The sequence below is a fragment of the Sediminibacterium sp. FW305-C-269 genome (assembly GCF_058231045.1).
The window spans coordinates 795,501-820,000 of sequence record NZ_JBIQXQ010000002.1 but is presented as its reverse complement, the minus strand read 5'-3'; the positions used below and the strand labels follow the sequence as shown (position 1 = coordinate 820,000).

Below are 24,500 nucleotides of genomic sequence, written 5' to 3'. Positions count from 1 at the left end.
GCGGGGATACTATGGAAGGGGAACCGGGTTCGGATAAGGATTCTGTTTTCAATGGATATTTTCAATAAATAGATCAGGATTAAATCAGCTTATTATCAACTGCGTAACGGATGAGTTCCAGGTTATTGTGGAAACCCATTTTTTCGAAAATACGAGCACGGAAAGTACTCACTGTATTGCTGCTTAATACGAGTTCTTTGGCAATATCAGAAATGGAATGGCCGGAAGCCAGTAATTTGAATACTTCGAATTCCCTGTCTGAAAGGCTTTCTACCGTTTTTGCGCTATTGATATGTTCAAAAGCATCTGCCAGTGCATCTGCCACATCGGGGCTCAGGTATTTACGGCCGGATAAGACCTGGTTCACAGCTTTTACCAGTTCCAGTGTTGCGGCTCCTTTGGTAAGATATCCCATAGCACCCGCTTTTATGGAACGGACGGCATACTGATCAGGTGAGTGCATGCTCAGTATGATCACGGGTGTTTTGGGTGAATGTTCCTTGATCTTTTTCACTGCTTCCAAACCCGAGTCACCGGGGGGCATGGAGATATCGCAGATGATCACATCCCATTTTTCTTTATACACCTGTTTCATCAGGTCTACTGCATCAGAGACATCTACGATCTCTGCCAGTGGATAAGCTTCTGTAAGCAACATCTTAATACCTTCCCTAACTATGGTATGGTCATCGGCTATCAGAATTCTCATAAGCTCAGTTTTTTAGGTATATATGCAACAATGGTTGTTCCTTTTCCGGGTTCGCTTTTGATGTTCAGTTCTCCTCCCACCGAGAGGGCTCTTTCCCTTAATCCTACCAATCCCAATGTATTACGTTTTTCTGATGTTTCAAATCCCTTCCCATTATCCATCACAGATAAACAGATCCGATCTCCTTCTTCCAGCAGCGTTACGTTCACGTAACTGGCTTCGGCATGACGCCATACATTATTTAACGATTCCTGCGCAATTCTGAACAATTCTGTCTTCACATTACCCGGCAATTCCCTGTCGTCCAATGTCGACTCAAAGATACACTCAATCCCGTTCATATTGTGAAACTCACTACAATGCCATTGCAGGGTTACATTGAGTCCGAAGTCGTCCAGGATACTGGGCCTGAGGTCTGCAGCTATCTTATGAATATACGCCAGCATGATTTCCAGCGTACGGGTGGCATGGCTGATCCTTTTTTTACTGGATTCCTCCCCGGCCGCCAGGCGTATGGATAACCAGTCGATATCCATTTTCAGGGCCGATGCCAGCTGCCCCAGTTCATCATGCACTTCCCGGGCAACTGATTTCCGCTCTTTTTCGCGTACATTCTGCAGGTAGGAAGAGAGGTTTTTCAATTCCTGGTTCTTGATACGCAATTGTTCCTCTGCTTTTTTCCGTTCCGTAATATCCCGCTGTATGGCTATCCAGTTGGTATACCAGCCTTTTTCATTGGCGATAGGAACAATGGACGTACTGACCCAGAAAATCTCTCCGTTCTTTTTATAATTCAACAATTCCGCCTCCACAGGCTGCCATTTCTCCAATGCCTGGCGTATCCTGTCTAGCTGTTTGCGGTCGGTATCCGCTCCCTGCAACATCCGGGGCGTTTGCCCCAGAACCTCCTCCAGCGAATATCCGGTCATCCGCTCAAAAGCCTCATTTGCATAAAGGATACGCGGCCCGGGCAAATCAATCGGTTCTGCCTCGGTAATCAGGATACTGTCGGAGCTACGGGTTATGACAGACTCGAAAAGTTTCAGCAATACCTGTTGTTTTTTCTTCTCGGTAATATCCCTGAAAAACACGAGCACCCCTTTTTCGGACAGATGCAGGTACACAACCAGCCATTTCTGCAAAACAGGCACATAGAGATCGAGGTGCTGATTGGTTTGTTCCGCATGCAATTTTTCCAGAGACCGGTAAAAAGGCTTACAGGCCGTTTCACTGAAGATTCGGGTGATCTGTTCTCCGTACAGCATTTCGCCGGAACGCTCCAGCACCTGTACAGCTAACTGGTTCAATTCCGTAATATTCCCGTCTGCATTCAATGCCAGGTAGCCATCCGGTATATTTTCCAATACCTCTACCACCGAACCATTGCTTTGCGTGACTTGTTGGAAAGGAAAAGCGAAGAGGATGGTCAACAGGCAGGTAATACCCAGGAGATAGATCACCCAGGTAAAAACACCGTCCGTATTACGCCATTGAAAAAAGAGAAGAAGTACTATCTGAAAGATGAGTAAAATTGTCGGTAACGAGCGCTTCCCTGAAATGGAGAATGCACCATCACCCTTACTGCCTGTTTTCATATTTTGTCCGAAAATTACCTATGTGTTCCGACCGCAGGGAAAACAGCGGAACAGTCTCAAATTATTTTATTGGCAATTGCATATTTGATCAGCTCTACATTGGAATGGAAACCCATTTTTTCAAAAATCCTTCCTCTGAACGTACTGATGGTATTATGACTGAGTGATAACGATTTTGCGATCTCAGTTGTGGTCATTCCGGTTGCCAGCATCCGGAAAACCTCTTTTTCCCTGTCGGACAATTTACTAATTAAAACGCTTCGTTGTGTATGTTCTATAAAATCAGCCATCAGGTAAACAACTTCGGGGCTCAGGTATTTTTTCCCGGAAGCCACTGTTTCCATAGCTTTCACCAGCTCCAGCGTCGCCACTCCTTTGGTAAGATAACCCGAAGCACCGGATTTAATAGCCTGTAAAGCGTATTGGGCAGGGGCATGCATACTGAGCACCAGGATGGGGGTCTCCGGTTTTGCTTTTTTAATCTCCTGGATGGCTTCCAGTCCGGATTTACCGGGTGGCATCGAGATATCGGTAACGATCACATCCCATTTTTCTTTTTTGGCGTGTTGTATCAATTCTTCGGAGTTGGACACATCTACAATGGAGATTCCCGGATGCGATTCCATTAATACATGCCTGATGCCGTCTCTAACGATTGTATGATCATCTGCTAATAAAACCCTCATAATTACCTCCACTTTTTAACTGTTTTAGCTCACCCAATGGTGTCTATAGATACCTGAACCGATCGGGATACACTACCTGTTAATTTTCAATTCTGATTTTATCAATTTCGGTGTAAAGGAACGACGAAGCCGTTCGCCTACAAATAGTCAAGTTCGAAATTGTCTGTGGTAAGGCGGATAGTGAAGGAGTAGTCTTTCGACTACATTTTTTCAAAAAAACAAAGCTTACCCTGTATGGGCACTTAAATAGATTCGGTTAGTGAAAGGGTAACGGAGTTTTGATCAGATAATCTCCCTTTCTCTTAATTCCCCGTAACATTTCTGCAAAATAAGTACGGCTTTGGCGGTAGACCGTTTCCCGGCAAGTTTACTCACGACTACTGTAAAGCGCTGGCCGTATTTACAGCTTCACCTGTAAAGCTTTTTCCGTACAGAACACAGCTTATTTCCTTTTACTCAATCCATATTTTGTTCGCCCTTTGTTCGCCTTTTCTTCGCTCTGCGGCCAGTATTTCAGTCTAAAAAGCGAAGCAAAGGCGAACAAGGGGCGAAGAACAGGTAGTAAAATGGTATAGCGGGAGCGAAGGAATAACGAACCAATATAGAAGAAAGGACGAATCTGATAGTTTATAAAATAACAAAATATATTGATTATCATAATTTTAGAAATAAATATTTTAATTAATGTATTTAACCCGGCACATAGTGCAGAATTCCGGTCTGCATGGGAAAATAAATCTGGGTGTATATGATTGATATGGATCAATCTAACCGAATTGCCCATGGTATGATCCTTGCGCTTACCAGACAATTTTACGGTTCTTTCAAAAAACAAACCCCCTGATAACAGTACGTTTCAGGGGGTTCAGAGAGGTCCCGAGCGGATTCGAACCGCTGTGGAAGCTTTTGCAGAGCTCTGCCTAGCCACTCGGCCACAGGACCTTTTTTCAAACGATTGCTTAGTAATAAAACCAGCAACCGTGTGTATGCTGTAATCGCTCGTTTAAAGCGCTGCGAAAATAAAGCAATCAAAGGAATTTTAAAATTCTAAATCTGAAAAGCCGAAATTTGTCAGCTAATGACCATTAACATGAACAGAATTGCTGATAGCGAGTTGATCATCAATAACCGGGGGGCTGTGTACCACCTGGATCTCAGACCCGAAGAACTGGCCAATACCATCATTACGGTAGGCGATCCTGACCGTGTAGCTGAGGTAAGTAAACATTTTGACAGTATTGAATACAAAAGCCAGCATCGCGAATTCATTACCCATACCGGATTCATCGGAAAAAAAAGACTGTCGGTGGTATCTACCGGTATCGGGCCCGACAATATTGATATCGTCTTCAACGAACTGGATGCACTGGCAAATATTGATTTCTCTACCCGTACCATCAAGCCCACCCTCTCACAACTGACCATTGTAAGGGTTGGTACATCCGGTGCCCTGCAATCCGATATACCGGTTGACAGTGCCGTAGCCAGTACCCATGGACTGGGCATTGACAACCTGCTGAACTTTTACCGTCTGGAAAACAATGAGGAAGAACGCCAACTGTTACAGGCATTTGGCACACATACACATATGGAGAACATCACGACTCCTTATATCAGTTCTTCCGGCGCAGGTATTCATAAACATTTCGTGGAGGGATTTTTTCATGGCATAACGGTTACCTGCCCGGGTTTTTATGGTCCGCAGGGACGGGTATTGCGGCTGGGCCTTACCAACCCGGAACTGATAGATCAGTTAACTTCTTTCCGTTATGGCAACCACCGTATCACAAATTTTGAAATGGAAACCAGTGCCATGTATGGGTTGAGCCGCTTACTGGGGCACCAATGTCTCAGTTTAAGCGCCATCGTTGCCAACCGGGTAGAAAAAACCTTCAGCAAAGACGGCGCCGCAGCAGTGGAGAACCTGATACAAAAAACACTGGGTATCCTGTCCCATATCTGATCGATACCAGGACAGATACAGGAACCAGTAAACCAGTTAATCAAAAAACAGTCAATACAAATATTGATGACACTACCATTTTACAAATACCAGGGAACCGGAAACGATTTTGTGATCATGGACAATCGTAACGGGAAGATCCGGCTCAGTACCGAACAGGTCAGCCGGATCTGCGACAGGCGTTTTGGCATTGGCGCAGACGGACTGATGCTGCTGGGTACCGCCGAAGGGTATGATTTCTCCATGGTCTATTACAACGCGGATGGCCGGGAAGGAAGCATGTGCGGCAATGGTGGCCGTTGCCTTACCCGTTTTGCCTACGACACGGGTATCCATAAAAGCAGTTTTCTTTTTACCGCTGTGGATGGCGACCATAAGGCTTCACTCGGCGATAATGGCTGGATCCATCTCAAGATGAAAGATGTGGACGCTGTTGCTGATTATCACGGCGATTTTATACTGGATACCGGTTCCCCGCATTATGTGAAACAATCGAACGATATCAAAAATCTGGATGTGTACGAAGAAGGGAAAGACATCCGCTACAGTAAGGATTTTGCTGAAAAAGGGATCAATGTGAATTTTGTGGAGCCCGACGAAAAATGCATCATAGTGCGAACCTATGAACGTGGCGTGGAAGACGAAACCTATAGTTGTGGAACAGGAGTAACGGCATCGGCACTGGTATTTGCCCACAATGAGAACGGATTTAACCGGATAGAAGTTCAGACAAAGGGAGGCCACCTGGCAGTTGAGTTTGAAAAAACGGGTGAACACAGCTTCCGGAACATCTGGCTTTGCGGACCGGCATCTTTCGTGTTCAAAGGAGAGATTACAATAGAGGACTGATAAGAAAGCTGGGCATTGTTAGCCGGATAAACCGCATCTTTGCATTCCCAAAAGTTCCGCTTCCATGATCCAGTACTTCAAAAATATCAATGGTCAGACCCTCGAGATCGACAAACCGGATATGGGTGTGTGGGTAAACCTGGTACCCCCATTCAAAGATGAGGAATTCATAGAATTGAGTGAAGACCTGGAAATCCCCATCGAATTCCTGCGCGACTCACTGGATATTGACGAGCGGCCCCGTTACGAAATGGAGGACAATGTACGCTTCGTTGTCATCAAAACACCTACCGAAAACAATTCCTTCAACGATAGTGATGCATTTTATATCACCATTCCCATCTGTATCATTTTAACGCATACACAGATCGTAACGGTGAACTCATTCGACAACGGTGCCATCAAAAAGTTCCTGAACTCCTTCCAGAAAAGGCATCCCGACAAGAAAAACATGATGATCCTGAAAGTGTTTGAGAAAGTGGTGCAGAACTTCATGGAATTTCTGAAAGAGATCAATCACCGCAGGAACCAGTACGAGAGCAGCCTGTACAACAGCAACAGCAACGAAGACCTGCTGAACCTGATGCGGATACAGAAAAGCCTGGTTTACTTTGTAACCGCCCTTCGCAGCAATGAAATGCTGATGATGAAACTGGAGCGCACCAACTTCCTGGGTCTGAACGAAGAAGAGCGTGAGTTTCTGCAGGACCTGATCGTAGATACCAGCCAGGCCCTGGAGATGGCCAATATTTACACCAATATCCTCAGCAGTACCATGGATGCATTTGCGAGCATCATCAGCAATAACCTGAACAGCGTGATGAAAAGACTGACATCCATCACCATCATCCTTTCCCTGCCCATCCTGGTGACCAGTATCTACGGCATGAACGTAGACATCCCTTTCCAGCACTCTAACCATGCATTTTACATACCGGTAGTGATCTCACTCATTGTATCGCTGGTGATCAGTTGGTATTTTATGAAGAAAAAATGGTTTTAATATGGCTTTGTTCAACGTACGCGTGTATGGATTGCTTTTCGATGATAACAATCGCTTACTGGTGAGTGATGAGTTTATCCGCGGCATGTACATCACCAAATTACCCGGCGGCGGATTGGAGATCGGCGAAGGCACACGCGACTGCTTACAAAGAGAATTCCTGGAAGAAACCGGCATTGAAGTGGAAGTGCAGGAGCATATTTATACCACCGACTTCTTTCAGATCTCCGCTTTTAACAACAAAGACCAGATCATTTCCATTTATTACAAGGTAAAGGCCGAACAGCACATCAATATCCCCACGCAAACCACTCCTTTCAATTTCCATCCCGACCAGATTGCCGACCCCAATGGTGAAAGCGAAGTATTCCGCTGGCTGGATTGGGACTCCTTAACCGAGGAATCCGTCACCCTCCCCATCGACAAAGTGGTCATCCGCTTACTGAAACAACAACCCCAACTCATATTCAAGACCCCTTAACTCGTTGAGCTGTCTCTGGCTTTTGGCATTTAGCATTTGGCTTTGAGCCGAGAGCTGTGAGCTGTGAGCATTTAACAATTCCACTCACGACTCACCACTCACGATTGCTCATTCACTCATTGATCTGTCTTTGGTCTTTGGCTTTGGGTCTTTGGTTTATCAGGAGTAGTTGAGGAGGGCAGTTTATTGATGAGTAAAGCAGGTTAGCGCATTGGCGGTTAGCATTTGGCATTTAGCAGTGAGCTGTGAGCATCTAACAACTCCACTCATTCACTCATCCTATCATTCACTCATTCTATCATTCACTCATTCACTCATTAATATCTATCCCGCTGCCGGTAAATTGGTAAAAGGCTCTTCCTGTTTACCCATGGCCGCCTGTTTCATTTTGCGGGCGGTTTCATGTCCCAGGTATTTTTCTATCTGCACTTCAATCAGATAGATGACCGGTGTCAATACGATGGCCATGGTAAACTTGTACATATAATTCACCAGGCAGATGGCCAGTACCAATTGCCAGCTCCAGCCATTTCCGATTTTGAAAGCGATGAACAGAACCACGAAGCTGTCTACCAGCTGCGATACCAGCGTAGAGCCGGTGGCCCGCAGCCAGATCCATTTTTCGCCGGTGACTTTTTTGATGCGGTGAAATACCGTCACATCCACGATCTGGCTAACCAGGAATGCGGTAAGGCTGCCCAATATGATCCACATACCCTGTCCGAAAATGCCACCGAAAGCATCCTGCATATTAGGGATACCGGCTTCCTGTTTGGAACCGATCCAGAAATCCGCCGGTGGTATCTTCATGGCAGCATAGAACATCAGGAATGCATAAGTGATCAGTATGACCGCTGTATAACTGATCCTCCGCACCGCTTTGGGGCCATAGTATTCGTTCACGATATCAGTGATCACAAACTCAAGCGGCCAGAGCAGTACCCCGCAGGTAAGGTTGAATGCCAGTCCCGACTGCCCAAAAATGGTAAAGTTGGAAGGATCGGCGCCCAGCAGTTTTTCGAGCGAGAATATTTTTCCGCCAATACATTCAGCAATGAGGGCATTGGCCACAAAAAAAGCGGTGATGCCCAGGAACAGTTTGGTGGGTTTATCTTTCAGTATGGTATGTATCATGAAGCAAGTATAAAGTATACAAAGAATTGCAATACCAGGAATAACAGGTTACTGATTGCCAGCCAGCCGGGAAGCGGCAGGGGCTTACCCAACACCCTCACCGATAAAAACCAAAGACTGGCTGCCAGGTTCACAAAGGGGGCCACGAACCAACCCAGTACAATGATGGTGCTTTTTACACTGCCCTGAGGCATATAATCATGCATCCGTTGCATCACCAGACAGAACCCGAACAGCACATTGCAGATCAGCGCCAGTCTTGCTAAAAATAAAAGCCCCTTCATAAAAAATTTCGTTCAAAATACCATTAATTTGCTGCACTTAAGCCGGAAACAATGAAAAAAATTCAATGGAAGAATCTGCTGCCACACGCAATCGCAGTTGTGGTGTTTTTAGTGGTGGCACTGGTATACTGTAAACCTTCGCTCCAGGGCAAGGTATTGCAGCAGTCGGATGTTTCTTTATGGAAAGCTTCCGCCCAGAACTCTTTTGAATACCAGGAAAAACACGGTCATTTCCCGCTATGGTCAAACGGCGTTTTCAGTGGTATGCCGGCTTTCCAGATCGTCAGTCCGGGCAGTAACCCTGTTTCCATCATATATGCCGCCAATCTGCTTACGCTGAACCTTCCCAAACCCGTTAGTTTCTTCTTTCTGGCCTGTGTGTGTTTCTATTTCCTGAGCCAGGTATTGCGCATCAACCCGTATATCGGCATTTTTGGAGCACTCTCCTATGCCTATGCCACCTATAACCCCATCATTATTTCAGTAGGGCACGATACCAAAATGCAAGCCATTGCTTATTTGCCTGCTTTTATCGGTTCCCTCCTGTTATTATACGATAAGCGTTATCTCTGGGGTACTACCCTTACCGCCCTGTTTACCGGTTTGCTCATTTCTGCCAACCACTTACAGATTACCTATTATGGTGCACTCATTGCACTGATCATGAGTGTAAGCCTGGGTATCCGCTGGATCAAAGAAAAAGATTTCAAACACCTGTTCCGTTCTGCAGGGCTCGTCATCTTTGCCACTTTATTGGGTGTGATGGTAAATGCCATAACCCTGTTCACCACCTACGAATATTCCAAAAGGACCATCCGCGGCGGCAGTGAGCTGGCTGGTGCAGATTCAACGGCAACAGTCACCAAAACAGGCCTTAGCAAAGACTATGCACTCAGCTACAGCATGTACAAGACCGAACCTTTGGTAATGATGTTCCCCAGAATGTATGGCGGCAGCAGCCATAACCTGGAACTGGCGGAAGACAAATCCAAAGCGATCGAAGCGTTGCAGCAAATGCCGCAGCAACTGGGTCAGCAGTTACAGGGTTTTCTCCAGTTCTACTGGGGAGGTATTGATGGCGCTGGCGGCACTGCCGGTCCACCCTACCTCGGCGCCATCGTGTGTTTCCTGGCCATACTGGGTTTTGTACTGCTGGACGGCAAACACAAATGGTGGATACTCACAGCCTGCGTTCTCACTTTCCTGATGAGCGCCGGTAAATACCTGGAAGGCTTCAACAGTTTCCTGCTGAATTACCTGCCCCTGTATAACAAGTTCAGGGCGCCCAGTATGATATTGGTGATACCGACTTTATTGCTGAGTATGTTATCAGTTATGTCGTTGAACCACATACTGGAACAGCACAACCGGGAAGAATTGTTCCGGAAATACAAAAAAGGGTTACTGGCCGTAGCAGCTGTATTTGCGGTGGCCTTGCTGGTATATGTCACTGCCGATTTTTCGGGTGAGCCTGATAAAGTGCTGTTACAGAACATCAATGCAATCACCGATGCCCAACAGAAAGCGGCGATAGAACCCCCTATACGGACTTTCCTGAACGGGCTTAAACAGGACAGGCAAAACCTGTTCATGGGCGACCTGCTGCGTTCCCTGCTTTTCATACTGGTACCTGCACTGGCCATCTTCCTCTTTATCAAAAAGAAAATAAATGCACTGACAGTAACGCTGGCAGTGGGTCTGTTTGCATTCATTGATGTAATGGTGATCGATACCAAATACCTGAATGCAGATAATTATACGGAAGCTTCTGATTATGAAGACAGGTTCAAACCCGGCCAGGTTGACCAGCAAATTACACAGGATACCGGTTATTACCGTGTGCTGGATGTATCGCAAGGCATTGCTGCAGCATTCAATGGAGGTCCGTTAACTGCTTATTTCCATAACTCTATCGGAGGTTATCATCCTGCCAAACTCAGCATTTACCAGGACCTGATCGAGAAACAGCTCTATAATTTTCCCAACTGCCTGCCGGTGCTGGATATGCTGAACACCAAATACATCATCACTTCTGCACAGCAGAACGGGCAGCAACTGATGGCACAACAAAACCCGGAAGCATTGGGTGCCGCCTGGTTTGTACGTACCCTGGATTACAAAAAAGGGCCAGCCGAAGTGATGAAGGCTCTGACCAATTTCAATCCGAAAGATACCGCCATCCTGGAGGAAGCCGACCGCAAAAACCTGGTAGCCAATGCCACCAGAGATAGTAGCGCTTTTATCAGGCTGGTGTACAACGACAATGACATTATCGAATACAAATCCTCCTCCAAAAACACCGAATTCGCCGTATTCAGCGAAATCTTTTACGATGGTGGCTGGATAGCAACCATTGATGGTAAAGAGGCGCCGATTGTAAGAACCAATTATGTATTGCGCGGATTACAGGTCCCTGCGGGAGATCACAGGATCGTATTCGAGTTCAAGCCTGCTTCCTTTTACACCAGCAACCGGGCAGCTATCGGAGCTTCCGCATTTATCTGGCTGATTTTGATAGGGGCAGTGATCATCACTTTGCGAAAACCTAAAGCAATCGCCTGATATGCGGTCCCTCACTGTACTGGGCATTGTTTCATACAAAGTGTTCCCTGCACAGATGGGTGGCCAGAAATGTGTGGTTGCGTTTTACAGGCAGCTTGCCCGACTAACCCCGGTGATACTGGCAATCTCAAAGGATAACCCGGCAAAACCCGATTGGAACCAACCGGTATACCCTATCCTGTACCACCACAAAAAAGGACCGGCCAACCTGCTGGCATTGTTCCGGTTGCGCAAACTCGTTCAAACGCAGCAGATAGACCTGTTCTGTATCGAACATTCCTATCTGGGATGGCTGGGTATCCTGCTTCGCCGGATCACCCGTAAACCCTTTGTGATCCGTTCTCATAATATTGAGGCACACCGTTTCCGCGATATGCAAAAACCCTGGTGGTCCCTGTACCAGTGGTATGAGAAACAGGTACACCGGAAAGCAGATTTTAATTTTTTCATTACCCGGGAAGACCATGACTGGGCCATTAGCCAGTGGAAACTGGACGAGAAAAAATGCAGCGTACTCACGTACGGAACGGATATTACCCAGCCTGTACCCCAGGATGACAAACTGATTGCAAGGGGTCGGTTGCTGCAGGAAAACAGGCTCGCGGCCAATACACGCCTGTTTCTCTTTAACGGCACCCTCGATTACCTGCCCAATACCGATGCACTGCGCATCATCGTCAGCGAATTACTGCCTTTGCTGCATGGCTACCAGCTGCCCTTCCGTATATTGATCTGCGGAAGCCGTATCAGTAAGCAGTGGAAAGACGTATTGCAAGCTTATCCCGATATTATTTTCAAGGATTTTGTACCTGATATTGACCTGTACCTGAAAGGAGCCGATTGTTTTATCAACCCGGTAACCCTTGGCAGCGGCATCAAGATCAAACAGGTAGATGCACTGGCCCATAACCTCGCTTCTGTTTCTACACGCAGTGGTGCCAGGGGGATTGATGTTTCGCTCACGGGAGATACCCTGCAGTTAGTGGATGATTACGACTGGCCGGAATTTGTGAAACAGATGTTCCGGCAGGCTGACCAGCCCCCCGCCCCTATTCCTGAAAGCTTTTATCAATTCTTCCATTGGGGCCGGATTGTACAGAAAGCCCTGTTATCTTTGCAAACTGTATGAGTGAAACCCTCAAGATATCTGTCGTTATCTGTACCTATAACCGTTGCCTATACATCAGGGATGCCATGGAGAGCCTGTTCAACCAAACCCTGGGAAAAGAGGCTTATGAAGTGATCATCGTCAACAATAACTCAACCGATCATACACAACAGGTATGCGAGCATTTTATCGCCAGTCATGGCGATGCCAACTTTTCCTATTACAACGAGCCAAAACAGGGGGCATCATTTGCCCGAAATACCGGCGCATCCTATGCAAAGTCGCCCCTGCTCTGTTTTATGGATGATGATGCGATTGCCGACAAGGATTACCTGGAACGGATCGTGCATTTTTTTAACACGCATCCCGATGCAGGTGGATTGGGAGGGCGCATCATCCCCCGCTATATTCCCAATGAACCGGCATGGATGAGCCATTATGTATCATCACTGGTGGGACATTTTCATTACAGCACACACACCACTGTTTTTGCCCCCAATAAATACCCGCTGGAGTCTAACATGATCATCCGCAAGGCAGATTTTGATGCGATCGGCGGTTTCAATGAAGCGCTGCCCGGTGTGGTAGGCACTTTACGTATCGGTGGCGAAGGCAAGGATTTTTTCTTTCGCCTGAAGGAGCTGGGACGTACCATTTATTATGATCCATCCATAAGGGTTCACCATGTGGTTGAAACCATCAAACTAACACGGGAATATATGTACCGGGTTGCCAGCGGTATTGGCAGGGGCGAAAGAGTGAGAACCCTGCAAAAAGGCAAATGGACTTTTTATAAAAAAATATTTGAGTACCTCTTTAAACTGGGCGCTTCACTGATCCTTGCTATCTATTATACATTGCAGGGTAAACCCGCCAAAGCCTTACCGGTGATCCGATTCCGGATAGATGCACTCAAGGGTTTATTGAATCATTGATAAAAGAAAGTATAAAAAATCTGATCATTCCCCCTAATCAAATCCGAACTCCCCCGAACTAAGAACCTCGGCAGCAATACAAGGATTTTAATTGAAGCAATTAAAATACAATGCAGATACCATGGAATATAGATTTTCCTGAATAATCCCTATGTACCTGTCAGGCATATTTTTTTCTTATCCTGTTCAGGAACATCCTGAAAATAACAGGTAATGAGACCCTGCTTTCCGTATAAAGCACTTGTTTTGATGCAATCAGTTTTTTAAGATTCGCCAGATACCAGTCGCTATGTTTGTCCACAATATAATTGATAATAGCCTGCCGGTTCGGAAGGGTATCGTTTTTATGTGTGGAGCTTTGTGTCTGACGGTAGAATAATAACTTTTCCGGAATCACTTCCACGATCCAGCCTTTTTTGGTAATGCGTATATAAAATTCCCAATCCTCATAACCCATTTTCATATTTTCATCATATCCGCCCACTTCATCCCAACATGATTTTCGGACCATCGCACATGCCGGACATTCGCTGTTAAACAGAAAATTGAATTCATTACCACCTCTAGGCCTGGCAACTTTATTGAAATCGCCGAAAAGCTGAATATGACTGGTAACCACGGCAACTTCCGGCTTATTGCTGAAGCGCTCGATGGCTTTTTCGAAAAAACTATTCTCGTAATAATCATCTGCATCCAGGGCTGCTATAATACTTCCCTTTGCATGTTTAACACCATAGTTCCTGGCAGAAGACATTCGTCCGTTTTCCTTGTGCAGCACTGTAACCCCCTGGGCACTGATCTGAGTCAATACCTCAAGCGTATGCAAATCTGTTGATCCGTCATTAACCACGATGATCTCAAAATGCTGATAAGTCTGCTTCATCAACCTACTGATGGTTTCAGGCAAATATTCCCCGTCATTAAAACAGGGGATTACCACAGATATAAATGTTTTTTGCAACATCTCTTTTATTTATAACAAAAGATATTCAGCTGAACATCAAATTGGGTTCCGGTGCTTTTTTCGATAAAGGGATTTTTCAGCTTATCGGCCGCATTGCGGATATAGACCTGAAATCCTTGCCTGTTGATTATTTCTAACAGCTCATTTAACCGGTTGGTTTCGGTGGTCTTACCATGATATTCCAGAAAAAAATGCTGAACCCTATGAAGTTCCTCTGTTATATCTTTCAAAACAGCATATTCACCCCCTTCGATATCCATTTTTAAAAAATCGATCGTTGCAAAATCCTGCATAAACGTTTTGAGGCGTATACATGGCACCTGATGAGCTCCTCCGTCCTCGTTATTGGCATCGATTCTGCTGGCTTCCGACCCCTTACCCGAAAAAGAAATGAATCCATCTTGTATCCAGACAGCTTTTGAGGCCGCATTGACCATCTTTAGCTGATTTTGTTGTATGTTTTTCTCCAATAATTCAAAATTACTTTTATCCGGCTCAAATGCCCAGACTAAGGCATTGGGATAAATAGTCTTAAAATACAACACACTCAGACCAATATTAGAACCACAATCCAAAATAACGGGATCCGCTTGTTTGGCTTTAAAAAGATAGATTTCATTCACAAAAATATCCCGATAAGTATGCAATAATTCATAGGGCCTTTGATAAAAGACTTTCCCGGGCTCCAATGATCTTACTTTAATGCTTTGATCATCCTCATGTTTTAGGATCTTTTCTAAAAACCATCCTATGTCAGTAAACCTGTTCCCGGCCTTTTGGGGGCTAAACTTAGCAATAATGCTTTTGGCTATATTTGCTAACAAACTACTCATAGATTTATTTTAAATATGTCGAAGCCACTGATCAGTATCTGTATTCCTGCTTACAAAAAACCAGCTTATGTAACTCGTTTGCTGGATTCCATTCTTCAGCAGACCTACCGGAATGTGGAAGTGATCATATCTGACGACACAATGGACAATACTGTAAAAATAGCTATTGAGCCTTATAAAACAGCATTAAACATCAGTTATACGCAAAATACGCCTGCACTCCGAAGTCCTATGAACTGGAATAATGCCATCACCTTGGCAAGAGGAGATTTTTTTATTTTATTCCATCAGGATGATTGGCTTGAGGATCGGGAAGCATTGGCCAAATACCTGAAAGCATTTGAAGCCAGGCCGGAGGCAGGATTCGTATTCTGCAGAAATACCGGCGTAGACGAAGCTGGCCATCATACCATTTTGCAGCATATCCCATCTTTGTTGCACCAACTTCGCAAAAAACCTTTGCATCTGTTATTGGCCCAGGTGATCGGACCTCCGAGTAATACCATGTTGCGTACATCAGTACGTGACCAGGTTCTATATGATGAGGAAATGATCTGGCTGGTAGATGTAGACTATTATGTTCGATTGCTGAAAAAGGGTTTTGATTATGTATACCTGGATGAACACCTGGTAAACATCGGATTACATGAGGATCAGACTACTGTTTATGTTCGAAACAATGACAGTATTATCCTAAAAGAAAATATCCTATTTGCCTCCAAAATTGGCGGAAAAGCATTTAAGGATATCCTTATCTACGATTACTATTGGCGACTGTTGCGTAATCATGCAATCAGAAACATAAGCGATATTGTAAACAGTGGCATTGAAGAACAAAGAATACTGCCGGTGATTCGGCATATGCTTCAATTGCAGCAACGATTCAGTTTGAAAAGGCTCAGATCCGGCGTCTTTTCCAAACTGATGATGGTGTATAGTTATATAACCAAATAAAAATCTATCCGCAATTCATGCAAGTCTCCGTCATCATTGTCAATTACCGGTCTGCAACGCATATCATTGATTGCATTCGGTCCGCCATGGCATTTTCGTCCGGAACCGGGTTTGAATGGATTGTTGTAGACAATCAATCCGGAGATGACAGCAAAGAACGGATCTGTTCCGAATTCCCATTTGTACATTGGGTGGAAATGGGCTATAATGCCGGCTTTGCGCGGGCTAACAACCAGGGAATGAGGCTGGCAAAGGGGGATGTTTTGCTGCTGCTCAATCCGGATACCCTGATTTTGGAGAATGCCATACAAAAATGCTTTGCGCAATTTATTAACACAAATCATGTGGCATGTGGGGTACAATTGTTGTATGAAGATTTTAGGCCACAGATTTCCGGCTCTTATTTTGTAAAGGGAGGAGTGAATCATATCATGCCCATTCCTTATTGGGGAAGTTTTTTAAGCTGGATCGCTAAAAAAATGCATGCCCGAAAACCAGGAGTAGAGCGTGCAGCAGATAGCGTGAAAGTCGATTGGGTTAGCGGGGCCTTCCTGATGGTAAAAAAACAGATTCTTTCAAAAGCAGGGATGATGGATGAAGATTTTTTCCTATACGCTGAAGAAGTGGAATGGTGCAGTCGTTTGCAAAAACATGGTGAAATTTTTCTCTACGGAAATATCAGGATCATTCATTTGATGGGAGAATCCATCACTAAGGCAACCAACAGCATCGATAAGAGTTATGAAAATATTTTTGACAAAAAGGGCCTGCAACTCATCGTGTCTAACCATTTGCGTATAAGAAAACAATATGGATTAGGCTGGTTCTTTTTTCAGTTACTGAATTATACCTGGGGTCTCTTGTTCTTCGTTGTATGCAGCCTATTGAAACACCTGTTCCAATTCAAAAACCCGTTCACTGAATACAAGCAGATTACAGGGCTTTCAAAAAATGTTTTCATCCTATGGAGCTTACTGCCTAAAATCGTTGCAAACAAGCCTCATTTTTACAAGATGTTTTAAAGATGGTTGACTCCCTATCTCTGAATGCTACCATTTTTCAATCCGGAAGCGGGCTGAATGAGGCAGTGATCGATCCCTGAAAATGATGTCAGCCAATATCAATGATGTATTTTTCGATTTTTTAGATAAGCACCCCCCGGATATACATTATCCTTTCTTTACAGTTCTTTCAGTTTTTGCAGGAACAATGCCAGTCCCTGCCGCTTCCGATCATCCAGTTGGTAGCTGATATTACGGGTATAATAATCCATCAGATCATACACCGGATAAGGTTTTTCTGATGCCACCACTTCTTCCATATGCGAAATACCGTAGGCATTGGCCCGGTTAAACGCATCCTGAAAATCCTCAGGTAATGCCTTATTGGCCACCCAGGCTGCAAATACAAAGGGCAGTCCCGTATGTTGCTTCCAGGCAGTTCCCAGATCGTAACAGTATGGGGAAATCTGCAACTGTTCGAGTGCCCTGTCGCCAATCACCACCCCGGCTGTAGTGCCTTTGATATGTGAGCGGAAATCTTCACGGGCATCTTCCAGTACCGGGCTCTTTTTCCAGTACTCTTTCAGCAATACCCTGGCCAGATTCACAGAAGTTCGGCTCTGGTAATCCAGTAAAACCTTTTCCACCTGTTCCAAAGGCTGTTCGCTGAAAATACCCACAGAAGCCACTTCCCCGTCGGCACCGATACAGTAATCCGTGATAATATGTGATTCCTTCAAAAGGGGAATGATCGCAACAGGCACCAGTCCCACATCCACTTCATCATTCAGCAACATGGCTGCCACCCGGGCGGGATAAGCTTCTACCAGATCTACCCTCTCCATCAGTCCCGAGCGCCTAAATCCGTACAATAATGGCCGTGTATTTAAATAACTTACGGCCCCAATGCGTATTCTCTTGTCCAATTCGGCTAATTTTGTCACAAAGAAACTTAATTAGTGATGAATAAATTGCTAAAACAGGTTTTTTCCTCATTACGAATGGCCAATTTCTAATTTTAAATCCCAATCATACCCAACCATGGAGCTTTCTTCGCTTACCGCAATTTCACCCATCGATGGCCGTTACCGAAAGCAGGTACATCACCTGGACGAGTACTTTTCAGAATATGCCCTCATCAAATACCGGGTTTTGGTGGAAGTGGAATATTTCTTCTTCCTGGCAGACCAGAAGTTTTTCAAACTCACTCCCAAAGCAAGGATCGCTTTGAAAAAAATGCTGGACGAATTCAGTCTCGACGATGCCCAACAGATCAAACAGATCGAATCCATCACCAACCATGATGTGAAGGCAGTGGAATATTTCCTGAAAGAACAGCTCGACAAAGCCGGTATCCCCCAGTTAAAGGAATGGGTCCATTTCGGGCTTACTTCGCAGGATATCAATAATACCGCCATACCACTCAGCTGGAAACACTGTATGGAACACGAGTACCTGCCGTCCCTGATCAACCTGCAGAATCACCTGTACCAGCTGGCCGCCCAATGGAAACAGGTTCCGTTACTGGCACGTACGCATGGACAGCCTGCATCTCCCACCCGTCTGGGAAAAGAGATCATGGTATTTGTAGAACGATTGAACAACCAGATCGAATTGTTCAGCAGCATTCCCTATGCAGCCAAATTTGGCGGCGCCACCGGTAACTTCAACGCCCATCATGTTGCCTTCCCCAGGAAAAAATGGGTCTTGCTGGGCAATGCCTTCGTAGAAGATACGCTGGGATTACAACGTATGCAGTTCACCACGCAGATCGAACATTACGACAGTCTCGCTGCCCATTTTGATGCCATCAAACGCATCAACAATATCCTGCTGGATCTTTGCCGCGATATCTGGACCTATATCAGCGTGGATTATTTCAAACAGAAAACCAAAAAAGGGGAAGTGGGTTCTTCCGCCATGCCGCATAAAGTCAACCCGATCGACTTCGAAAATGCGGAAGGTAACCTGGGACTGGCCAATGCCCTGCTGGAACATTTATCGGCCAAATTGCCCATCAGCCGCCTGCAGCGCGACCTGACCGATTCCACCGTACTCAGAAACATCGGGGTACCGGTAGGACATGTGGTGATTGCCCTCAAATCACTGGAAAAAGGCTTGAACAAACTGGTGCTGAATGAGGCCAAATTAAAAGAAGACCTTGACAATAACTGGGCCGTAGTTGCAGAAGCCATCCAGACCATTTTACGCAGGGAGAATTACCCCAATCCATATGAGGCGCTGAAAGACCTTACCCGCGGCAATCATAAGATCGATAAAAAAGCCATCCATGATTTTATCGGTACACTGAAAGTGAGCGCCGCCATTAAAAAAGAACTCAAAGCCATCACGCCGCATAATTATGTGGGGGTGAATCCGGAGTATTGAGCAATGAGTGGATGAGTGGATGAGTGAATGAGTGGATGAGTGAATGGCATAACAGTTTTGTATGCAACATATTTTAATTGCCGGGACCAATGGGATGATGGGTAAATTGATACTGGATTCCTGTTTGCAAAGACCGGATGTAGCAAAAGTTACTTCCATCACCCGTAAACCCCTGGGATTTTCACATCCGAAACTGCAGGAGATCATACACGATGATTTCCTGAACCTGACAGGCATTGAAGCGTATTTCAACGGGCAGGATATTTGTTTCTACTGCCTTGGTGTTTACACAGGTTCTGTTACAAGGGAAGATTTCAAAACCATTACGGTGGATTATACCAGGGCATTTGCGGAAATGCTAAAGCAACATAGCCCTGACTCCACCTTCTGTTTCTTAAGCGGCCAGGGAGCAGACAGAACAGGTAACAGCAAACTCATGTTTGCCCGCGACAAAGGCATTGCTGAGCGAATCCTGGAAAGTCTGGGTTTTAAGTGCCTGTTCATTTTCAGGCCGGGTTATATTTACCCGGTAACCCCCAGGGTGGAACCCAATCTTTTTTACAGGATATCAAGACTATTGTACAAACCTGTTCTGAGCAAAATATATCCCAATATAGGACTCACCTCTATCCAGCTGGCCAACGCCATGATCAAGGCCGGTTTCGAAGGCGGAGACAAGATCATCTACGAAAACAGAGACATCAAACAACTCCTTACCAAGTAAAAGTGAGCATTCGCTCATCCATTCACTCATTCACTCATTAATACTTCAGAAACGCATACCCCTTCAATTGATACATTGTCAATGTGGTAATGGCAGACAATGCCGGTTTCACTTCCGGCGTTACAGAAGCGAGAGAAACTTGTCTTTTGTTAAGCGACTGTCCGCAAACAAAGATCTTCACACCTGCGGCTTCCAGTTCTTTGAAAAGGGGGATATTGGGATTATCGGTATGAAATTTCTTTTGGTATGCTTCATTATTCACCACGTATTGTGCGGCTGGCCCATGAATGACCATTACCACGTGCAGGTTTTTGGAAGGAATGCCGCCCAACGCATGCAGGTTCACTACAGCGCCTACTTTCTCAAAGAATTCATGTACATTTTCGGGTTTGGGGTTATCCGAGCTCACTTCCACCACCACTTTGTAATTCATTTTGGGATCCGGGTTTTCTACAGAATAAGGCACTTCCGTTACCGTTCCGAATTGCTTGATCACCGGGTTCACTTTTGTCTGGGCAGCAACGCCAAAATACAAACCGGAAAAAAGGATCACACAGAGAAACTGTTTCATGGGAAAAATATTAGACAAACAAAATACTGATTTTGCCAGGTTATTTTCCAAATTTCTTCTTTAACAGGCTCAAAGCATCTTCCACGCTCCTTTCTGCTGCCGGTTTCTGTTGGTGACGTTCCTGCGGATTACGGCCACCTGCCGGTCGCTGGTTTCTGGCCGGGGCTTCTTCTGTTTGTTTGATCGACAATGCGATACGTTTTCTCACCAGGTCTACGTCCAGTACTTTTACCGTCACTTTCTGACCCAGTTTCAGCGCCTCAGAAGGGTCCCCGATATAACGGTGAGCGATCTCGCTTACATGTACCAACCCGTCCTGTTTCACGCCGATATCCACAAAAGCCCCGAAACGTGTCAGGTTGGTCACAGAACCCGGCACAATCATGCCCACTTGCACGTCTTCCAGTTTATAGATATTGGCAAAAGAGAACTGCTCCAGTTCACTGCGGGGATCCAGTCCCGGTTTCTGCAGTTCAGTCAGGATATCGCGGATGGTCAGTTCTCCGAACTGTTCGGATACATATTTCTTCACGTCCACTTTCTTCAGCACATGCTCATTACCGATGATCGAACTCACTTCAATGCCGGCATCCGCCGCAATGGCTTCTACCAACGGGTAAGTTTCAGGGTGAACGGCACTGGCATCCAGTGGATTCCCGCCATCCTTGATCCGTAAGAACCCTGCACACTGCTCATAAGCTTTTCCGCCAAGCCTGGGCACTTTCAGTAACTGGTCGCGACTGGTGAACTTTCCGATCTCATTTCTATACCGTACGATATTCTCAGCCAGTGATCCACCAATACCACTCACGTAACCCAACAGGTGTTTGCTGGCCGTATTCAGGTTCACACCCACACTGTTCACACAACTGACAACGGTCTGGTCGAGCCTCTCCTTTAACCGGAACGGGTTCACATCATGTTGGTACTGTCCTACCCCGATACTTTTCGGGTCGATCTTCACCAGTTCCGCCAGCGGGTCCATCAAACGACGGCCAATACTGACAGAACCCCTCACAGTAACATCTTCTTCCGGAAATTCTTCCCTTGCCGTTTCCGAAGCGGAATACACGGAAGCACCGTCTTCGTTCACCAGGAACACCGGCAGTCCAAGATTCAGGTTCTTGATGAACTGTTCTGTTTCCCTTCCTGCTGTTCCGTCACCAATCGCAAAACACTCGATCCGGTATTTAGCTACCAGTTCTTTGATCTTGTATTCGCTATCGTAAATACGGTTGGGCTCATGCACATAGATCAGGTCCGTTTTCTGCAGTTCGCCTTTCTCATCCAGGCAAACCACTTTGCAACCGGTACGATAACCGGGATCAATGGCCAGAATCCGTTTACTGCCCAGCGGTGCACTCAGTAATAACTGGCGAAGGTTCTCCGCAAACACATTGATCGCTTCTTCATCGGCTTTCTGTTTCAACGCCGTACGGAATTCTGTTTCCAGGCTCGGCTGCATCAGCCTGCGGTAAGCATCACGGATTGCTTTTTTCACGTGCTCAGTGGAAGGTGTCAGGGCTTTTACATGGTCTTTCTCCAGCAATGCCAGGGCATCTTCTTCCAATGGCGCAATGGACATGCGCAGAAAACCTTCCATAAAACCACGCAGCACCGCCAGGATCCGGTGAGAAGGCACTTTGGAGATGGGTTCAGAAAAGTCAAAATAGTCTTTGTACTTGATGCCCTCGGTTTCCTTATCGGCAAGTACCTTACTCTGCAGGGTGGCAGTATCTTCAAATAGTTTACGCAGTTTGGCGCGCAGGTTTACATCTTCATTGATCATTTCTGCAATGATATCACGGGCACCCTGCAGTGCTTCATCTGCGGTCTTTACTTTTTCAGTGATGTAGTTCGCTGCTTCAGCGCTGATATCGGCCGCTGTCTGCTCCAGCATCAGTTGTGCCAGCGGTTCCAGGCCATTCTCGCGTGCGGTCTGTGCTTTTGTTTTTCTTTTTGATTTATACGGCAGGTAAATATCTTCCAGCTCGGCCATGGTGGTGGCCGCATCGATCTTACCCTGCAGGTATTCGGTCATCTTACCCTGCTCAGTGATCGACTTCTCGATAAAAGCCTTTCTTTCCGTAAACTCTTTCAGGAATTTGGCCTCATCCTGTATCTGCAGTATCTGCACTTCATCCAATCCGCCGGTACGGTCTTTCCGGTAACGGGCGATAAAGGGAACCGTAGCACCCTCTGCAAATAATTCCAGAACAACTTCTGCCTGTACGGCCCTGATATTGAGTTTAGCAGCAATTAACGATGCGAAAGATGACATGCACTTATATTAAAATGTTAACACCCGCCACGGACAGGTCTGTTTTGAAATATTTTTTAGGGAGGCGAATGTAGGTGGCGGACCTGAAAGAAAAAAAGAAAAATTATTCACTTTCTGCTGCCGGTCCCATCAGGCGATCTTCACCACTTTATGGGGATACCGTTCTGCAAAGTTCCGGATCATGGAACGTAACACTTCGTTCTCCGGATAAGCCACCAGCTGTGGTTTGATATGTTCTATACGGGTGATATCCGTATCTTTTCCGATCTTTCCCATCCCATAAAATTTCCCTTCCTCCACCAGCACACAGGCTTCCTTGTCGCGTATCAGGAAGGTTTCTTTCTGTGCTTCCAGCCAGTCCAGTGCTGCTGTAACCGACCGGTTATAACTTGTTATCTCCGGCAGTTCCGCAGCACCTGTCGCATCCAGGAAACAAAGCACCGGATGCAGCTCGAATTCCTTCACCAGCTTCCACAACAAACGGTGTGCATCCACCAGCATCGAAAAACTGGCGATGGGTGTGGTATGTTTCTGCTTTTTATCGATGGCCAGGCGACGATACCCCCTGCTATCCTCAAAATGGTAAATGCCCCACAATTGCTCATACCTTTTCTGGCTTTTGTTGAAAGCAGGCCATAGGCGTTTGATCTCCACACTTTCCAGCAAAGAAGCGATGAATTCGGTTGGACAGGGTGCATGACTGACCGAATAGATGCTACGCAAAAAATCCTGGCGTTTTTTGGAAATATCCAGACCGGTGAAATGACTCACCACCCTTTTTTTGATATTCTTGGCCTTCCCCACGTATACGACCTTGCCTTTGGCATCGTGGAAATAATACACGCCGGGTTGTTCGGGCAGGTCCAGTACAAACTGTTCGGGAAGATTGGGAGGCAGCAACTGCCCCTTGTTCTCCTTTTTCAGCATTTCCCTGATCAGCATACCCCCATTGTTCCTGATCACCATATCCAATACCCGGGCCGTAGCCAGCGCATCTCCCCCCGCACGGTGTCGGTTTTCGATGCTGATACCCAGTTCCCGGCATAAATGTCCCAACCCATATTTGCGGTAACCGGGAAATACTTTCCGGCTTAAACGGATGGTGCAGAGTTTGGGCGTTTGTAAATGAAAGCCCGCTTCCTGCAGGTGGTGTTTGACAAAAGAGAAATCAAAGTTGACGTTATGCGCAACGAATATCCTGTCTTTCAACAGGTTAAAGATGTAAGGGGCCACTTCCTCAAAAGAGGGGGCGACTGCTACCATGGCATCTGAAATACCCGTCATATTGGCGATAAAGGGGGGAATGGGCTGGTGCGGGTTCACCAGGGTCTCATACCGGCCTTCCACTTCGCTCCCGTTATGTAATACTATAGCGATCTCGGTGATCCCGTGTTGCTGGGGAAATCCCCCCGTGGTTTCTATATCAACAATTGCGAATTGCATGTGCACAAGTTAGCCTTGCAAATTTGAGATTT

Annotated in this window: 22 protein-coding genes and 1 tRNA gene; 11 read left to right on the top strand and 12 right to left on the bottom strand. The window is 45.9% G+C overall.

Features of this window, described 5'->3' with window-relative positions; translation table 11 throughout:
- Nucleotides 1-79: 79 nt before the first annotated feature.
- The 4 genes from ACH3Y6_RS08860 to ACH3Y6_RS08845 form a co-directional block, all read right to left on the bottom strand.
- Nucleotides 80-709 (bottom strand): response regulator, encoded by a 630-nt coding sequence (locus tag ACH3Y6_RS08860; RefSeq protein ID WP_490835243.1) that lies wholly within the window; start codon nucleotides 707-709, stop codon nucleotides 80-82.
- Entirely contained in the window at nucleotides 706-2,304 is a 1,599-nt protein-coding gene (locus ACH3Y6_RS08855; protein ID WP_490835242.1) for a PAS domain-containing sensor histidine kinase, read from the bottom strand. Before ACH3Y6_RS08855 ends, ACH3Y6_RS08860 begins: the two co-directional genes overlap by 4 nt.
- Nucleotides 2,305-2,360: 56 nt before the next feature.
- Complete coding sequence (locus ACH3Y6_RS08850) at nucleotides 2,361-2,990, bottom strand: response regulator (protein ID WP_490835241.1); 630 nt, start codon at nucleotides 2,988-2,990, stop codon at nucleotides 2,361-2,363.
- 871 nt (nucleotides 2,991-3,861) lie between these two features.
- Nucleotides 3,862-3,932, bottom strand: a tRNA-Cys gene (locus ACH3Y6_RS08845).
- 148 nt (nucleotides 3,933-4,080) lie between these two features.
- Between ACH3Y6_RS08845 and ACH3Y6_RS08840 the strand changes: the two genes are divergently transcribed.
- The 4 genes from ACH3Y6_RS08840 to ACH3Y6_RS08825 all read left to right on the top strand — a co-directional run bounded on the left by ACH3Y6_RS08840 (nucleotide 4,081) and on the right by ACH3Y6_RS08825 (nucleotide 7,286).
- The gene (locus ACH3Y6_RS08840; RefSeq protein WP_490835240.1) at nucleotides 4,081-4,953 is read left to right on the top strand and encodes a nucleoside phosphorylase; all 873 of its coding nucleotides are present in this window, start codon (nucleotides 4,081-4,083) and stop codon (nucleotides 4,951-4,953) included.
- A 66-nt stretch (nucleotides 4,954-5,019) separates the two neighbouring features.
- A complete protein-coding gene (gene dapF / locus ACH3Y6_RS08835; protein ID WP_490835239.1) occupies nucleotides 5,020-5,802 on the top strand; it encodes a diaminopimelate epimerase in 783 nt (260 codons plus the stop codon).
- Between the two features lie 64 nt (nucleotides 5,803-5,866).
- Nucleotides 5,867-6,805 carry a magnesium transporter CorA family protein gene (locus ACH3Y6_RS08830; RefSeq protein ID WP_490835238.1) on the top strand — a complete coding sequence of 313 codons (939 nt, stop codon included), beginning with the start codon at nucleotides 5,867-5,869 and terminating at the stop codon, nucleotides 6,803-6,805.
- Between the two features lies 1 nt (nucleotide 6,806).
- Nucleotides 6,807-7,286, top strand: a complete 480-nt coding sequence (locus ACH3Y6_RS08825; RefSeq protein ID WP_490835237.1) for an NUDIX hydrolase — start codon at nucleotides 6,807-6,809, stop codon at nucleotides 7,284-7,286.
- Between the two features lie 324 nt (nucleotides 7,287-7,610).
- On the opposite strand, the gene ACH3Y6_RS08820 is transcribed toward ACH3Y6_RS08825, so the two are convergent.
- Both ACH3Y6_RS08820 and ACH3Y6_RS08815 read right to left on the bottom strand, forming a co-directional pair.
- Nucleotides 7,611-8,420 carry a queuosine precursor transporter gene (locus ACH3Y6_RS08820; RefSeq protein WP_490835236.1) on the bottom strand — a complete coding sequence of 270 codons (810 nt, stop codon included), beginning with the start codon at nucleotides 8,418-8,420 and terminating at the stop codon, nucleotides 7,611-7,613.
- Entirely contained in the window at nucleotides 8,417-8,704 is a 288-nt protein-coding gene (locus ACH3Y6_RS08815; RefSeq protein WP_490835235.1) for a hypothetical protein, read from the bottom strand. Before ACH3Y6_RS08815 ends, ACH3Y6_RS08820 begins: the two co-directional genes overlap by 4 nt.
- 51 nt (nucleotides 8,705-8,755) lie before the next feature.
- Between ACH3Y6_RS08815 and ACH3Y6_RS08810 the strand changes: the two genes are divergently transcribed.
- From ACH3Y6_RS08810 to ACH3Y6_RS08800, 3 genes are read left to right on the top strand one after another with little or no spacing between them, the layout of a single operon-like run.
- Nucleotides 8,756-11,266, top strand: a complete 2,511-nt coding sequence (locus ACH3Y6_RS08810; RefSeq protein ID WP_490835234.1) for a YfhO family protein — start codon at nucleotides 8,756-8,758, stop codon at nucleotides 11,264-11,266.
- Nucleotide 11,267: 1 nt separating this feature from the next.
- Nucleotides 11,268-12,395 carry a glycosyltransferase family 4 protein gene (locus tag ACH3Y6_RS08805; protein WP_490835233.1) on the top strand — a complete coding sequence of 376 codons (1,128 nt, stop codon included), beginning with the start codon at nucleotides 11,268-11,270 and terminating at the stop codon, nucleotides 12,393-12,395.
- Nucleotides 12,392-13,309: a glycosyltransferase family 2 protein gene (locus ACH3Y6_RS08800; RefSeq protein ID WP_490835232.1), complete on the top strand. Its 918-nt coding sequence runs from the start codon at nucleotides 12,392-12,394 to the stop codon at nucleotides 13,307-13,309. The genes ACH3Y6_RS08805 and ACH3Y6_RS08800 overlap by 4 nt, the downstream gene beginning before the upstream one ends.
- A 160-nt stretch (nucleotides 13,310-13,469) precedes the next feature.
- Here the strand turns inward: ACH3Y6_RS08800 and ACH3Y6_RS08795 are convergent, their stop codons facing one another.
- The gene (locus ACH3Y6_RS08795; RefSeq protein ID WP_490835231.1) at nucleotides 13,470-14,273 is read right to left on the bottom strand and encodes a glycosyltransferase family 2 protein; all 804 of its coding nucleotides are present in this window, start codon (nucleotides 14,271-14,273) and stop codon (nucleotides 13,470-13,472) included.
- Between the two features lie 5 nt (nucleotides 14,274-14,278).
- Nucleotides 14,279-15,106: an FkbM family methyltransferase gene (locus ACH3Y6_RS08790; RefSeq protein ID WP_490835230.1), complete on the bottom strand. Its 828-nt coding sequence runs from the start codon at nucleotides 15,104-15,106 to the stop codon at nucleotides 14,279-14,281.
- A 15-nt stretch (nucleotides 15,107-15,121) separates the two neighbouring features.
- Here ACH3Y6_RS08790 and ACH3Y6_RS08785 point away from each other — a divergent pair, with 15 nt between their 5' ends.
- Entirely contained in the window at nucleotides 15,122-16,060 is a 939-nt protein-coding gene (locus ACH3Y6_RS08785; RefSeq protein WP_490835229.1) for a glycosyltransferase family 2 protein, read from the top strand.
- 17 nt (nucleotides 16,061-16,077) lie between these two features.
- On the top strand, nucleotides 16,078-17,082 hold the full coding sequence (locus tag ACH3Y6_RS08780; protein WP_490835228.1) for a glycosyltransferase family 2 protein: 1,005 nt from the start codon (nucleotides 16,078-16,080) through the stop codon (nucleotides 17,080-17,082).
- A gap of 158 nt (nucleotides 17,083-17,240) precedes the next feature.
- Here ACH3Y6_RS08780 and ACH3Y6_RS08775 read toward each other — a convergent pair whose 3' ends face one another.
- Nucleotides 17,241-18,005, bottom strand: a complete 765-nt coding sequence (locus ACH3Y6_RS08775) for a menaquinone biosynthetic enzyme MqnA/MqnD family protein (RefSeq protein ID WP_490835227.1) — start codon at nucleotides 18,003-18,005, stop codon at nucleotides 17,241-17,243.
- Between the two features lie 97 nt (nucleotides 18,006-18,102).
- Between ACH3Y6_RS08775 and purB the strand changes: the two genes are divergently transcribed.
- Together purB and ACH3Y6_RS08765 are read left to right on the top strand one after the other, a co-directional pair.
- Nucleotides 18,103-19,449, top strand: a complete 1,347-nt coding sequence (gene purB, locus ACH3Y6_RS08770; protein ID WP_490835226.1) for an adenylosuccinate lyase — start codon at nucleotides 18,103-18,105, stop codon at nucleotides 19,447-19,449.
- A 61-nt stretch (nucleotides 19,450-19,510) separates the two neighbouring features.
- Nucleotides 19,511-20,173 (top strand): NAD-dependent epimerase/dehydratase family protein, encoded by a 663-nt coding sequence (locus ACH3Y6_RS08765; RefSeq protein WP_490835225.1) that lies wholly within the window; start codon nucleotides 19,511-19,513, stop codon nucleotides 20,171-20,173.
- 37 nt (nucleotides 20,174-20,210) lie between these two features.
- Here the strand turns inward: ACH3Y6_RS08765 and ACH3Y6_RS08760 are convergent, their stop codons facing one another.
- From ACH3Y6_RS08760 to ACH3Y6_RS08750, 3 genes are all read right to left on the bottom strand, one after another.
- Nucleotides 20,211-20,744: a DsrE family protein gene (locus ACH3Y6_RS08760; RefSeq protein WP_490835224.1), complete on the bottom strand. Its 534-nt coding sequence runs from the start codon at nucleotides 20,742-20,744 to the stop codon at nucleotides 20,211-20,213.
- A 40-nt stretch (nucleotides 20,745-20,784) separates the two neighbouring features.
- Nucleotides 20,785-23,025 (bottom strand): Tex family protein, encoded by a 2,241-nt coding sequence (locus tag ACH3Y6_RS08755; RefSeq protein WP_490835223.1) that lies wholly within the window; start codon nucleotides 23,023-23,025, stop codon nucleotides 20,785-20,787.
- A 129-nt stretch (nucleotides 23,026-23,154) separates the two neighbouring features.
- Complete coding sequence (locus ACH3Y6_RS08750) at nucleotides 23,155-24,468, bottom strand: exonuclease domain-containing protein (RefSeq protein ID WP_490835222.1); 1,314 nt, start codon at nucleotides 24,466-24,468, stop codon at nucleotides 23,155-23,157.
- Nucleotides 24,469-24,500: the final 32 nt, after the last annotated feature.

Coding starts and splice junctions, on each gene's coding strand:
- ACH3Y6_RS08855 (WP_490835242.1), bottom strand. CDS start 2,304: ATGAAAACAGGCAGTAAGGGTGATGGTGCATTCTCCATTTCAGGGAAG.
- ACH3Y6_RS08825 (WP_490835237.1), top strand. CDS start 6,807: ATGGCTTTGTTCAACGTACGCGTGTATGGATTGCTTTTCGATGATAAC.
- ACH3Y6_RS08750 (WP_490835222.1), bottom strand. CDS start 24,468: ATGCAATTCGCAATTGTTGATATAGAAACCACGGGGGGATTTCCCCAG.
- ACH3Y6_RS08785 (WP_490835229.1), top strand. CDS start 15,122: ATGTCGAAGCCACTGATCAGTATCTGTATTCCTGCTTACAAAAAACCA.
- ACH3Y6_RS08830 (WP_490835238.1), top strand. CDS start 5,867: ATGATCCAGTACTTCAAAAATATCAATGGTCAGACCCTCGAGATCGAC.
- ACH3Y6_RS08840 (WP_490835240.1), top strand. CDS start 4,081: ATGAACAGAATTGCTGATAGCGAGTTGATCATCAATAACCGGGGGGCT.
- ACH3Y6_RS08760 (WP_490835224.1), bottom strand. CDS start 20,744: ATGAAACAGTTTCTCTGTGTGATCCTTTTTTCCGGTTTGTATTTTGGC.
- ACH3Y6_RS08810 (WP_490835234.1), top strand. CDS start 8,756: ATGAAAAAAATTCAATGGAAGAATCTGCTGCCACACGCAATCGCAGTT.
- ACH3Y6_RS08755 (WP_490835223.1), bottom strand. CDS start 23,025: ATGTCATCTTTCGCATCGTTAATTGCTGCTAAACTCAATATCAGGGCC.
- ACH3Y6_RS08790 (WP_490835230.1), bottom strand. CDS start 15,106: ATGAGTAGTTTGTTAGCAAATATAGCCAAAAGCATTATTGCTAAGTTT.
- purB (WP_490835226.1), top strand. CDS start 18,103: ATGGAGCTTTCTTCGCTTACCGCAATTTCACCCATCGATGGCCGTTAC.
- ACH3Y6_RS08800 (WP_490835232.1), top strand. CDS start 12,392: ATGAGTGAAACCCTCAAGATATCTGTCGTTATCTGTACCTATAACCGT.
- ACH3Y6_RS08805 (WP_490835233.1), top strand. CDS start 11,268: ATGCGGTCCCTCACTGTACTGGGCATTGTTTCATACAAAGTGTTCCCT.
- dapF (WP_490835239.1), top strand. CDS start 5,020: ATGACACTACCATTTTACAAATACCAGGGAACCGGAAACGATTTTGTG.
- ACH3Y6_RS08820 (WP_490835236.1), bottom strand. CDS start 8,420: ATGATACATACCATACTGAAAGATAAACCCACCAAACTGTTCCTGGGC.
- ACH3Y6_RS08765 (WP_490835225.1), top strand. CDS start 19,511: ATGCAACATATTTTAATTGCCGGGACCAATGGGATGATGGGTAAATTG.
- ACH3Y6_RS08795 (WP_490835231.1), bottom strand. CDS start 14,273: ATGTTGCAAAAAACATTTATATCTGTGGTAATCCCCTGTTTTAATGAC.
- ACH3Y6_RS08850 (WP_490835241.1), bottom strand. CDS start 2,990: ATGAGGGTTTTATTAGCAGATGATCATACAATCGTTAGAGACGGCATC.
- ACH3Y6_RS08815 (WP_490835235.1), bottom strand. CDS start 8,704: ATGAAGGGGCTTTTATTTTTAGCAAGACTGGCGCTGATCTGCAATGTG.
- ACH3Y6_RS08780 (WP_490835228.1), top strand. CDS start 16,078: ATGCAAGTCTCCGTCATCATTGTCAATTACCGGTCTGCAACGCATATC.
- ACH3Y6_RS08860 (WP_490835243.1), bottom strand. CDS start 709: ATGAGAATTCTGATAGCCGATGACCATACCATAGTTAGGGAAGGTATT.